The organism is Pseudomonas sp. CBS, assembly GCF_024734645.1.
Taxonomy (GTDB): domain Bacteria; phylum Pseudomonadota; class Gammaproteobacteria; order Pseudomonadales; family Pseudomonadaceae; genus Aquipseudomonas.
On record NZ_CP102929.1, the window covers coordinates 2,910,870 to 2,923,146 of the forward strand.

General features: G+C 51.3%; 9 protein-coding genes and 1 pseudogene. 4 read left to right on the top strand and 6 right to left on the bottom strand.

Annotated features, from left to right (window positions below; all coding sequences use genetic code 11):
• Together NVB75_RS13200 and NVB75_RS13205 are read left to right on the top strand one after the other, a co-directional pair.
• The gene (locus NVB75_RS13200; RefSeq protein ID WP_191960268.1) at positions 1–675 is read left to right on the top strand and encodes a hypothetical protein; all 675 of its coding nucleotides are present in this window, start codon (positions 1–3) and stop codon (positions 673–675) included.
• 93 nt (positions 676–768) lie between these two features.
• Positions 769–1,359: a hypothetical protein gene (locus NVB75_RS13205; protein WP_258347490.1), complete on the top strand. Its 591-nt coding sequence runs from the start codon at positions 769–771 to the stop codon at positions 1,357–1,359.
• Between the two features lie 124 nt (positions 1,360–1,483).
• Here the strand turns inward: NVB75_RS13205 and NVB75_RS13210 are convergent, their stop codons facing one another.
• The gene (locus NVB75_RS13210) at positions 1,484–2,182 is read right to left on the bottom strand and encodes a hypothetical protein (RefSeq protein WP_258347492.1); all 699 of its coding nucleotides are present in this window, start codon (positions 2,180–2,182) and stop codon (positions 1,484–1,486) included.
• Positions 2,183–2,461: 279 nt separating this feature from the next.
• Between NVB75_RS13210 and NVB75_RS13215 the strand changes: the two genes are divergently transcribed.
• Positions 2,462–2,941, top strand: coding sequence for a hypothetical protein (locus tag NVB75_RS13215; RefSeq protein ID WP_258347493.1), 480 nt, complete (start codon positions 2,462–2,464; stop codon positions 2,939–2,941).
• A 282-nt stretch (positions 2,942–3,223) separates the two neighbouring features.
• Here the strand turns inward: NVB75_RS13215 and NVB75_RS33135 are convergent.
• The 5 genes and pseudogenes from NVB75_RS33135 to NVB75_RS13245 all read right to left on the bottom strand — a co-directional run.
• Positions 3,224–3,346 (bottom strand): annotated as a pseudogene (locus NVB75_RS33135) (transcriptional regulator); the annotation flags it as partial.
• A gap of 154 nt (positions 3,347–3,500) precedes the next feature.
• Positions 3,501–4,226 carry a DUF4365 domain-containing protein gene (locus NVB75_RS13230; protein WP_258347495.1) on the bottom strand — a complete coding sequence of 242 codons (726 nt, stop codon included), beginning with the start codon at positions 4,224–4,226 and terminating at the stop codon, positions 3,501–3,503.
• Between the two features lie 292 nt (positions 4,227–4,518).
• Complete coding sequence (locus tag NVB75_RS13235; RefSeq protein ID WP_258347497.1) at positions 4,519–7,164, bottom strand: AAA family ATPase; 2,646 nt, start codon at positions 7,162–7,164, stop codon at positions 4,519–4,521.
• 289 nt (positions 7,165–7,453) lie between these two features.
• A complete protein-coding gene (locus NVB75_RS13240; RefSeq protein ID WP_258347499.1) occupies positions 7,454–9,121 on the bottom strand; it encodes an ATP-dependent helicase in 1,668 nt (555 codons plus the stop codon).
• The gene (locus NVB75_RS13245) at positions 9,118–11,073 is read right to left on the bottom strand and encodes an ATP-dependent endonuclease (protein ID WP_258347501.1); all 1,956 of its coding nucleotides are present in this window, start codon (positions 11,071–11,073) and stop codon (positions 9,118–9,120) included. Before NVB75_RS13245 ends, NVB75_RS13240 begins: the two co-directional genes overlap by 4 nt.
• 442 nt (positions 11,074–11,515) lie before the next feature.
• On the opposite strand from NVB75_RS13245, the gene NVB75_RS13250 reads away from it, so the two are divergent.
• Complete coding sequence (locus NVB75_RS13250) at positions 11,516–12,274, top strand: hypothetical protein (protein WP_122595320.1); 759 nt, start codon at positions 11,516–11,518, stop codon at positions 12,272–12,274.
• Positions 12,275–12,277 lie beyond the last annotated feature (3 nt).

The following is a 12,277-nucleotide window of genomic DNA, read 5'->3' on the forward strand; positions in this document are numbered from 1 at the left end:
ATGATCTCAAGATTCAAGTGGTATGCCGTTCGAGTTCCTTGTTCTGTGGATGAGTTTCTACAGAAACTGGCGCAGAACCGATACGATCCCTCACTAAATAGTGGTTTCATAGTAAATATTCCAGATCGCTCATTCCAATTTTTTTGGAGAACATCTTTATATGCTACGTCCATAGACCTTGACGGTATCAGCAAGCAAAATGAAGTCGTGTCAACGTGTAGCCAAAAGGTAACACTACTTGGTACTGATCAGCTGATGTTCCGAATGGAAGACCCGCCCCGCTCCTCTAAAGAGCTTCTCAACAGTTTAGACAAAATACTTGGCTTCGGATTTAGCTGCGAGCAAATATTTGTCACTGATAAAATAGTCAAAGACTCAATCAAAAGCTTCCAGACGATCACTCTGAACTCGTTAAAACTATCCGGATCCATTAGCTCCATTGCTGCAACCGCACGTGTTGAGATCGCCTCCAAGGTCGGAATTGATCCCGAGAGCGTCGAAGGTTTTGGTTTGTCGCATTCAGTCGTCGACGCAGGATCCTACTCCGTGCGCTACAAAGGTCTGACGGGCCAGGTAGGGTTCACGAGAACCGGAATTTGTAAGCTGAGCGGTGACCTTTCCCCTCGAGTGCAGGCGTACATTGAGACAACTTTAATGGCCCGCCTCAAGAAATGAATGCATCCCGGCAGAAATTCGGTAGTGAGATCTGCCTGAGTCATCCTCGGGGAGATCTCTGGTTCCATTGTTGAACATACATTAGGCAAGACGATGCGGATATATATTGGATACCAGGACGGCACAGGCACAGTCACAGAGAGGGAAATATCAGACCTGCGCAAGGAGGCCGATAAGACTATCGATGCTTTTTGCCACCTTCGAAACGACCGTAGAAGCTTCAATCTTGACCGAATAATATGCTCGGTGGCAATTGATACTGGCGAGGATCTCAACCCCTATCAGCTAGTCCCGCTGATGCGAGAGCCTGACTCACTTGACTCGCTCACCTGGAGAGTCAGACCAGCTATAAAGGCTTTGAAGTTTTTTAGCCTAACCACCCGAGGCTTTTCCAAGAGGGAGCGTCAGCACCTGAACAAATTCGTCAAAGAATTGGTTACCCTTCCGCAAAGCGAGGAGGAAATCAGTGACTGGGTCTACGATCTTTGGTGCGCTGATTTGTACCAGTACCGTGACGGGGACGAAAAAGAATACAAAGGGCTACTGGAATACATCCCTCCCTCGCTTCTGGAAGTATGCCGCGCATACGCTATTAAAATAGTAGGAGGGGCCGCTAACAAACCAGAAAACTCAGGATGGGGTGAAAGAATTGATGAAGAATTCGGGCCACACCCGCTGTTCTGAACCCTTAATAACGGTGCCGTGGCTGTTGACGCATAGAAACATCCAGCCATGGTACAATTATGAGCAATCTTAATCGCTGATCTACCGCGAGGTAACGCTAGCTAGCCAACCAATCAAAACATAGCTAGTTAATTTCGCCTAAGTAGCCGCAGACCACTGCATATACTGCAGGTTCTTGGATATAAATAACGGCCAAACTTAGGAATATCATCCCAAAAATCGCGGACACCACTCCCCTTACGATACCGAAGTCATTGACGCCTCGCTGGAGTTTTACCGAGCAGACGGTAAATGCAAGGTAAAATACGCCGATCAAAAAGTTCGACGTCCTCGAAACAGAACTTGCGGATATCGCTGCAGTGACATTCGCTCCAAATTCCCCAAGCTCACAGCTATGCGATAAAGCGGTCATTCTCGAACCCAGCGCTGGCATCTCAGCGATCTTCATGAAGACTAGGCAAATCGAGATATAAAAAAATGAGTTGATCGTAGAAAACAGCGATCCTTTTCCAAGCATGAAACGTGCGCCAAACCAAAAGCAAGCTCCATAGAGGATTAGGAACATGCAATTCAGGACAACCATGACGGATACAAAGTCCTTACTGAGCTCTATCCCAATCCCTTTCAGCGATGGAAAGCTTAGTAGTGATAACGCAACGGCCATTACGAGCCCGATCACGCTGGCTTGCGCACACCAGTAATTACGCAGCTTCATATCTTTGAAAAATTCGGTCGGAGTAATTATAGAACCCTCTAGATCTTTAGCTCCAGCCACGAACGTGGGAAAAACACTCTTGATCACAGAAAATATACCGTCAGACACGCACAGACCCTTAGCTAATTAGTGAACATATATCATCGGCGGCACTCACTAATTCCTTAGCGAAACTAAAATATTTTTTCACTGGTATTTTTCGAGCGCTACCTGTTCGTTCGCAGCATTCTTCTCAATGCGTAGAGATATGCCACGCGCTTTAATACGGTTATGATTTACATCAACTAGAACAGCGCGATCCTCCACCCTTCGATGGGGCGCTATACCACGAACTGGGGGTGTGCTCCAATTAACCGAATCGGCGCTCAAAAATTCAGGAAAGCCCTCATGGCCCAGCCGCTTTTCGACTTTGACCTCAAATGCGTCTCGCACCAGCACTACATAACAGGGAAAGCTGCCATCAATTTCCCCTATCTTGGGAGCAGCACAGGGGGATGGCATTTCCTTTCCTATTTTGATCGGGAATCGGGGGTGGCTAAGGTGTCGTTGGCAGGTATCCATTATCCTGACACCACAGCCTACTTTGGTGACCTTGGCATCATCGACGTGACCGATGAGCTAGCAAAGCGTGGATGGTCTGTTGAAGGACGGCGGCTGTACATGGCGGATCACTACAGAGCAGCTGCGGACATGATCGTGAGATGGGCATTGAGCGAGTCCAACCACTGCAGCGTCGAGATTGATGATTGGTTCCCCTCTCGAGCTGAAAGGCAGCGACTGCTTGAGATTCTAGATATAGGAAGGTCAAAGCTTTCCGAGGTTGGTAGATTGCAAAAAGTGGAAGCGTGGCTTCGTACGCAAACCTGAATCTCGGGTGTATAGGTATTTACCCAGCGTGTGCTCCACAGACCAGCACGGCGGGGCAAGCACAGACGGTGAGTGCAGCCTTCTGGCCCCCGCGCCTCTCCCTACACTGTCAGCTCAGGTGTCCGCGTGCTGTGCCGCCGGGCAAGCAGAGACCACCAGAAAGTCGTCGCTGGAGCTCAAGCTGCACAGACCTGTGCCTGCGGGTAGCAACAATGCATCACCGGCCCTGGCTTGGATTACAAAGCCATCAGGGCCGCCCAGCATCAATCGAGCGTGGCCATTGTGATTGCCGCCCTTGGTCTCAACGACTTCGCCGGTGTGAGGATTTTCATAGACTTTTAACGTGCGAGGTCTGCGGCTACCAACTTTGGACTCTACGGCTGGAGCACGACGGCCTGCTTCGGATTCCAGCACTCTAAATATTCGCGACCTGAACATTAGAGTAGGTTTGGAATTGCGCAAAACCTCGCTGACCTAGTCCGAGAGCATTAGCCGAGCACGCGGTGACCCTGCCTGAAGGTTTTGCGAGACTGCGCTGAGCTAATCGCTTTCAGCAAGTTCACATTCCATTAATCCCACGGTTATAGCTCACACTTACATTGTTTCCAACTCGCCTAACGTTTTTCCGCATTATTGCGACTTCCCGTAGAGTTAGAATTCCGCATCTCCATGGAAAGTGGAGAACTAACTCATCAAACAACCTTATCTGGTTTTCAAAATTTTGAACGAGAGCCTCAACATTTAACAACTGCTGCGCATCTACCGCGAAGTCATTTTGATCTTTTATTATGTTGTACAGGTCACGCATGCTGGTCAGGATCTGTCCAATATCTTTGGACGCAGCAGGGGAAACCAGCGCCTGTAGTTTTGCTTTGCATGCCAGCGTCAACTCGTCAGAAAGCAAGTCTATGGTAATGATCTGCGAGACCCCGCCGCTTTGGTAGCATTCGGTCGCAGTCACAGGCGTCCAGTAAACCTTGTCCTTACTCAGGTCGACGCACACAACAATAATTGGCAAACAAAACTTTTTCCAATATTGAATATGATTGCCTTTTACATAAATTTTCTTCGAAGTGGTTTTCGAGATTGAGTTGAACGATTTTACCTGAACCTTGATAATATCTGAGGTTGAAGCACCCTTGGCATCAAGAATCTCAATCTCACCATCTACGCCCAAATCCACATCCAACATTCGATACGGCCACTGCAGCACCTTAGTGAAACGGTGGGCGGCCAGATACTCCCCTGCATTGCCATTGACAGACCGCTTTTTATATTCCTTCATACTTCATGCTCCTTTTTAAACTAATCCCAGGATGGCCAAGCGCCGCACTGGCTCGCCTCTATAGTAGATGAACTAGAGACTCAGGCGCTGGATAAATATTTAGATGATAGCGCCAGCAGCATTATCGCTCCAGTTAGGTCGATTAGATACAAAATCGCCCAGCCTAAAAAATGTGTAATTCTACGAACTAGCCAAGTCTACTGAGTCTGAGCCCACCACCACTGCGGAGCTAGATTCGTTTTCCAGAATCGCATTCCAAGCGAACCGGTATCGTCAGCGGGATCCATCTATTTCATCGCGCACGCAGTGGTAAGGCACTCAGCGATTCAAGGGTGTGCACCACCAACTCCACAACTCCTACATCGAAGTCTTCACGGTTCGCCTCTTCATGGGTTCCCTTGTTAAGGTACGTCCAGATTAGAGATTGCTCGGGGATGCCTAAGATGTGATCGAGCGCTTGAATAATGGGTGCCTTGTCAGCATGTTCAAAATTCGGCGCCCCCCTCAGCTTCGCTCTGATGCCCTCGCATAGATTACGAAGCGCAGGTTCTGCTCCAGAGCCTGCGATCTTCAACGTGAGCGTGCCTTGCTCACAGCGCCCTAGCCAACCCCACACCTTGTTGCTGAGCATTTCCAATGCTTGCCGCGCAAAACCTAGTGCCGCCCGATCATCCCCCCGCTCTAAAGCTGCGCGAGCGTTGAGTAGGTAAGATTGAGTCGAGGCATTTCCCAAAACACGAGGATGATAGTTTCCACTGTGATGCCTGAACGCGTAAGCAGCCCAGTGCTCCGACGCGACATGGTTCTGGATGTCTTTGATAAATTCGTTGCTGTGGCAAGTCACGATGATCTGAGTGCCCGCGAAACGGTTGCTTTCAAATATCGCCTCTCGTATGCCTTGGCGGTGCTCGTGATCGATAGCGTTAATCGCATCGTCGAACACGATCACAGGGGCTCTGATGCTCAGACTTTTTGCTAACAAAATTGAAAGCCCCAAGCATCTGACGTGACCTTCACTAAGAATCTGCAGTGCGTCAACGCGAGCACCAGGCGTGCCACGAAAGCTCAACTCAATACGCCCTTCCCCTGTCACTGGAAGGTACAGGGCCGACAATTTGTCTGCGTCCAGGTCGCGCACATTGAACTCGTTGTAAAGCTCCAGAGTCAGGGCATTTAGGCCGGCCATTAAAGTACCTGGCAGTTCGGTACGGTAACGGCGCAAGAGACTTAAAAACTGGTCGTAGGCGTTGCGTATACGTGTATCGCGAGCAATCGCTTCCACCTCCTCAGCAACCTGCTGGATAAGCGGAGAGTTGTCAGCAGCGAACGCCGCGATTCTACCTCTGGCACCAGCAAGGGCCTGCAAGGTTTGCTGACGATTGGAAGCCAATGTGGTTACACCGATGCGAGCCTGATTGAGCCTGTCGCGCTCGTCGATTAGACCTTGTCGATCATCAAGGATCACTCGAGATGCGACGTCGCGCGCTTCGAGTTCAGTCGCCCAATCAACTGCTCTCTGGGCCAACGACTTCCCTGTTTCATCAGGTTGGAAACCATCCACCCACCACGCCCGCTGAGCATCGACACCTGGATCCGCAAGATAGCGTTGCACAGGTAATGGACTCTGAATCGTTGCTCCTACACGTTGCGCGAAGGTAGCTAGAAATATCCGCAATGCTTCCGACGCAGCGTTCCGCGTAGCAATTGCAGTTCGCTGACGAGCTTGCAGTTCAGCCAGCTCCCTCAAACCTGCCAGGCCATCGTGCGCCTTTTGATACGGGTTGTGGAGGGCACGATAGTCACCGGCAAGCGGGGTATCACAGGCAGGACAGTGGTCACCTACGACCTGCTGAAGACCCAGTACAGCTGTATACAAATCCTGAAATGAGATGTCGTTACTGCGCTGTGCTAGCTGACCTTCAAGATCATTTAGAGCCCTTTGCGCCGTTTCCGCTGCACTGTAGGCATCAATGAGGCCGGCAGCACTCACTCCAAAGATCGGAGGGGCTGGCTGGTTGATTGCCTGTTCGAGCTCCTGCAATCGCCCCGGATGTTCTGGACTGCCTATAGCAGCCAACAGCTGCGCATAGCTCATTCCTGGACTGTATGAGTTGGCGTAGTTTTGCTCTGCCTGAGCATGTCGGATTAAGGCCGCGCCCTCGTCTGCAACGGTCGCATTATCTTGATTTAACGTCGCTTGCTTGGCCAAAAGCTCTTGGTTTTTGACCGCCACCAACGTTAGTTGGCCCTCCATAGAATCATTGAAGTGCCCAACGAAATCATTGAACTGATCCATACCGAAGAGAGCAGCTATCAGCTCGGTTTTCTGCCCTGCAGGCTTTGCAGCTATGCGAGAGAATGCGTCTATTCGATTCTTCTCGACGAAGCAGAAGCGGTACGCGTCTGCGTCCGCCACCACAGGTGCCTGCCGGCCATCAAAATCGGTTGCGAGTAATACTGGCCGGGCAAAACGGCCCTCGTGCGAGTTGGAAAGATAACGGTCAGCGGCAATCCGTTTGATGTCGCCCTCATCCACAGCCCCGAGCAAGGCAAACTCCAGCGCTTCACACAGGCTGGTTTTCCCGCTGCCATTCGGGCCGTAAAACATGACAATCCGTTTTTGCAACTCGAATGGCTCAGGGTGTCTGAACCCTCGAAATGGCCCAACTGTAAGATGATGCAGCTTACGAAAAGCCCATCCCGCTCTGGCCTCTGCAGCCTGGGGCACTGGTTCTGCCGGGGATGTGGCAGGCAGGGATAAGCGTGCTAATTCGCTCAGCACAACGGATCGTTGGCTGCGCTGCCTGGAGCTCGCTGCGACGTCTGGAAAATTCTCCGACACTAAATTGGCGAATCGACGAGCGTCTTCGGAAGCTCCGCTATCTGGACGGTGAAGCCAATGAACGAATTGCTGGAAATCCTGCAATGCCGACGTCATCCATTTCTCCCGGCGCTGCACATGAGCGCGATGGCTCACATTACATCGGGCAGCAAAACACGCATACACTTAAGACTGTGAAGGAGAACCGCCGCTGGAAAATATGAAGCTGTTACTTTGGGCGTTGGTGGCCTAGGCGAACAGGGAGCAAGCCTTTTGCAGATCAAGGGTGCATCAATTTTTGCAGTAATAGCTGGCCAATCTCACTGGTTTGGCTCATCGATAGACAAGTCAGTACGTCTTTCAGATAGATCATCAGAGATCAGTGATAGACCAAAGTTTTTCAGATTTAGTTAGAGTGGGTTCTCCAAAGGTTCACATACCCCAAGAATTCTGCCTGAGCTGTGCGAGGTAATTTCCAGTAGTTAACCTGCCCAAGGTTTTCTCTACGACGAGCCGTTGTCACGACAAGTCTTCTTTCTGCACGCGATACGCCGACGAAAAACGTGCACTGAACTTCATGATGATCCTTGCCGAAATAGGCCTGGTCTTCGACACCCAGCAAAACAACCGTATCGAACTCCAGCCCCTTGCTCTTGTGCACGGTTAGGATTCGAATCGACTGGTCATCAGATAGCTGAGCCAACGCTTTCAGAAGATCAGGCTCTTTCGCCAAAGCTTCGTCAATGTATTTCTTGACGTCCTCAATGAGCTCGCGAAGGTGCTCCCTGGACTCGTAATCGTGGGAAAGCCCGGCTAGCTGCGTCGGCCCAGCCATCGCGAGGAACTCCTCCAAAAGTGTCCATCGTTGGGCAAACGTTTTGGTCGCCATATCAGCTGAAGCAGACTTGCGTGCTTCTTTGATGTATCGGCTCCAATTGGTCTTCAGCTTCCCTTCTGCATCGTCCTCTACCGGAATGATGCGACGGGTGAGACGAGTCCAAGCTTTAGGCTCTCTAAGCCCGTAGATGCACAACAGGTAATCCACGATGACTTGGGCGATGGGCTCAGTCGAAATGTCTTGCGCCTTGTTTTCGTTTCGATAGCTAATCCCCCAAGCATCTAGCTCAGCGGTCAGTCGCATGCAGTAAGCCTCCGGCTGGATTCGCGTGAGTATGGCGATTTTGGCAGGAGCAATGCCTTCCACGTTGACCCAGTGGGAGATGCGCTCTGCTAGATCACTGGCCTCCTCCTCACAATCCGCATAGGACAACACGTGTACCTCTCCCCCCTCACCGGCGAGTAAGTGAGCAGGCATTTCTGAGTCCGGATCTAGAACTTTGATGATCTCGTTCTGGAGTTTGAGCAGGTGCGGCAGCGAACGGAAGTTTCGATAGATGTTGAGGTGCTCGGCTTCGAAATCATCGACGAACTCGGCGAATATCCCTTCCAAGGCGCCAGCCCACCCCATGATTTTTTGCTTTACGTCTCCCACCGCAGTTACGCGACGACCTGATCCTTTAAACAGCCTCGTCACCAGCTCATATTGCTCATCCGTGCAGTCTTGGAATTCGTCCAGAAAGACGTCGCTGTAGGTCTGGCGTACTGCGTTAATAGCCGCCGGATAGGCATCCAGAATCTTAATGGCAAGCGGGATGAGTTCCTTGAATTCAGTTTGAACCGGGTGAGCCTTGCCCTTGACGACAACTTTGAAACCCGAGTTCAAAGCATCGTCGCCAGCTAATACTGGTCTGAAGCGCTCGATGATCCTCTTCGCCAACCCGTGGAATGTGTAGCTGTCGAACCGACCTGCATACGTCGCGCCGCAGCGACGCCGGACGCGCTCCTTCAGGTTGTTACTGGCGTCGACTTTGAAAGCGATGGCCAGAATGCGTTTTGGATAACGGCACACGCCTGTTGTGAGCAGGAAGTCGGCACGCTGAGCAAGCAGCTCTGACTTCCCGGAGCCAGGGCCAGCAGTCAGGGCCACGCAGCGCTTTTGCTCCTTCGCTGCAAACTCTGCATTGGGTTCAAGCACGATTCCATGGGATGGTTTCCAGGCTTCGACCTTGATCATTCGTGAAGCTCCCTGGCCATCTTGATCACATGATTGACCAGTCGTTTGAGCGACGGCGGCATCGCCTCCCTCAGATCATCATCAGTGAGATTGGAAAGGGCTTCGATGTGCGATTTAGGCTTGCTGTCTAACTTAAACAATTTGTGGTACGCAGCGAAATAACTGCGCTCTGACACGGTGTACTGCTTCTCGTCATAGAAGCTGTCACCCAGCACCGATCTGAGTTGGCCAACTTTCGGCGTCACAAGATATTTGGCCTCGACACCGAACGCCTTTGGGAACGCGCAGAGCATGGCGAAATCCAAGTCCATCGGGCTGGAGAAAAAAACCTCAAATGGTTCTAGCTCAGCGATATAGCTCCTCAAACTACGGTCTTTCTCGACTTTGAGAAGTTTATATTTAGGATTATTCCATTTCGGAAGTTTCTCAAGCTGGTCGCCGGGCATGTATCCCTGGTTAGGACGGTGATAATTGAGCTGCGTCGCAACGTAGTGAATTCTCCCCCACCCCCCGCCATGTCTTGCTACATCGAGATCCAGCAGGGTCACATATGGAATTTCAAGCCCGCTCAAAAGGCGCCAGAAATGGTTCACATGTCGGCCACCAAGCGGCGCAATGCAAACCGCAGCCTCATCCACCATAAGCCCTTCAGCGGCAAGTAATCGAGGGAGCACAATTTCCTCGCTGTCCCCCTCCCCGAGTACGACCAGCCTTGAAAAATAGATCTCGGGAAAAGCTTGCACGGCTTCCCTAACAAACTTGTAAGCCTCACCGTTTTTGTCCGGTGGCATCTTAATCTTGGCAACCACCGTGCAGCGCGATTCATCAAGCCTGAGATATCGAATTTGCTCTGGCTCTACCCGACGCAACATCGAAGGGGCATGTGTGGCAATCATCGCTTGCGCATCTGAGTTTTCTTTGCCGAGCACTAGAGCTTTCAGTGACGACACAATCCGGCCCAGATAATGAGGAGATAGACTGTTTTCCGGCTCCTCCAAGGCTATCAGGGTGAATACGGCAGGCTTAAGCTTGTCCATATCGAACGAGTCATCATCGCCCTTAAGCACTGCTCTGCCGATTGCCTGGGAGGTCAGTACCAATGCCAGGTAAAGCATCGACTTTTGTCCATCGCTCAGACGAGAGAAGTCGACCTGCTGTTCCCCGTGACCAGGGGTGAATGACACTGAGAGATGCCTCAGCAGCGCTTCGATCTCATGGGTTACGAAAGTCAGACTCGGGTCTTTGAAAAACTTGCCTTTGTGCAGTTTCCCCCAAGCGTTAGCTATTCCGTCCCCGAGGTTGATGACCGACTGGTTCGTGCTGAGGCTATCGGAAATATCTGCAGACAGTTGGCTGATTTTTTCGCGTTGCTCCGTCCAGTTTACTGCCCGCAACAGTCGGCCTAAAAGCGCATTAGTCCCATAGGTGATGTGCTCTGCCGGGTCACGACGAGCAGGTAGATAGTGCACCTGTATCTGATTGCGCTCATCACGCGGTACGGGCGACGTTGCAACTGGATTCCCGTCCTCGTCGACCTCAGAGACATAGCGCAGGGTCTGCTCGATATCATCGTCCAGTCCTAGTGAGGCATCCAAACGGTACCGTACGCGCGGCACGCCTTTGATGTTATCCAGCCGCATGTGCCCAAAGTTGCACGGGATGGTCGGGTGCTCCTTGCTCTCATCGGCAATTTCAGGGAAGTAAAAATCCGCCTCGATCCACAGAGTTCGCTCATCCGGCCTTTCTTCTTCATCATGTGCGACGAAGAAATCAGATTTGCGCAGCCGCCGTTGATTGGGGTCAATTGAGAAAAGGCGACAGAGCGCCTGCAACGTAGCCGTTTTTCCAGAACCGTTAGGCCCGATCAGGAAGGTTAGCTTTCGGAAATCGATAATCACCGGCTCTGCGCCGAACGATTGGAAACCACACACGCGCATCTGCTTGAGTATCAACGCTCGAATCCCTTCTAGCTAACCATGACCGGCGGCTGAGGCTCTCAGGCACGCCCTGTTATAAGTGAAGCTGCAGCGAGCCAATCCTAGCGTAGGCAGTCACCCAGTAGTAGCCAAAGAATGGCAAAAAGCAGCTTAAGGTTGGGATAGGGGCGCGGGCAGCCAGCAACACTGCAAGACACCTAGTCAGTAAAGAAGTACCGATACGTGGAAGTGGTTTCGGTGAAAGCAATGTAGGCTTGAAGGTAGGTAGCGCCTTTCAGTTGGCGCCAGTGCTGAATGTGGTTAGACGCGTACTTCCAGCTATTGCACGCTACTCATTGGGCACTGATAGCATGCGACCATAGCAATCAGCCCGCTAACTAACGAAAAATTCGTACTCACCAATTTCTTGAACATGCCCGGCTTCTCTACTGAGTCGGTCTACTGAAGGCGCAAAAAGATGTGGCCACCGTTCCCCGTCGAGAATCTTGTTTCATCTGCCGTCGAGGCGCTGAAAATCCAAGGAGATGCTAGAGCCATCGCAGTGCTGGTAGCTGGACAATGCTCTCTCGATTCGGATGAAGGCAACATGAACATCAGCTATTGGATACTCTCAATCAGCTTGGACGTGAAAATTTTCTTCGCCATGACGGAAGAAGATCGAGAAGCAGTGAAAACCGCAATCACCGGCGTTATTAGTCCATTTTTCGCCTCGACTCCCGATCACGCCCTAAGCTTCGTGAACATATCCCCGCTGGTGAACGAGCCTGAGGATGGATGGCGAGAAGATGCCATGAGGTTTGTTCAAGGTGAAGGTGTGACCAATCAGGGCCGTGTCCGTAGCGACAATATCGCGTCTAAAGAACATCAAGGTCTCCTGTTTAGATCCCAAGCGGAAATCACTCTTTTCAAAGCCCTCTGCCGAGCAAAAATGGCTGTGGCCCCGCTCCCAGTTTTCGTTAGGCATGGAAAACGATACAACCGCCTTGAGCCCGATTTTGTGGTGATTTTCCAAGGGCTGACATTCGTCATAGAGGTTGATGGAGACACCTACCATCACGAGACGCCCGCACAAGCAGACCAGCGTCTGATCCCTCTCACCTACGAAGGCGTCGAGGTACGTAGAGTCCAAGCTTCAGAGCTGAGCGACGATAATTCTGCAGATGCGGTAGTAAAAGATCTTCACGATTTTATGGCCCGTCGAAAAGGATCACGATGAATA

Coding starts and splice junctions, on each gene's coding strand:
- NVB75_RS13200 (WP_191960268.1), top strand. CDS start 1: ATGATCTCAAGATTCAAGTGGTATGCCGTTCGAGTTCCTTGTTCTGTG.
- NVB75_RS13205 (WP_258347490.1), top strand. CDS start 769: ATGCGGATATATATTGGATACCAGGACGGCACAGGCACAGTCACAGAG.
- NVB75_RS13215 (WP_258347493.1), top strand. CDS start 2,462: ATGGCCCAGCCGCTTTTCGACTTTGACCTCAAATGCGTCTCGCACCAG.
- NVB75_RS13230 (WP_258347495.1), bottom strand. CDS start 4,226: ATGAAGGAATATAAAAAGCGGTCTGTCAATGGCAATGCAGGGGAGTAT.
- NVB75_RS13235 (WP_258347497.1), bottom strand. CDS start 7,164: ATGACGTCGGCATTGCAGGATTTCCAGCAATTCGTTCATTGGCTTCAC.
- NVB75_RS13240 (WP_258347499.1), bottom strand. CDS start 9,121: ATGATCAAGGTCGAAGCCTGGAAACCATCCCATGGAATCGTGCTTGAA.
- NVB75_RS13250 (WP_122595320.1), top strand. CDS start 11,516: ATGTGGCCACCGTTCCCCGTCGAGAATCTTGTTTCATCTGCCGTCGAG.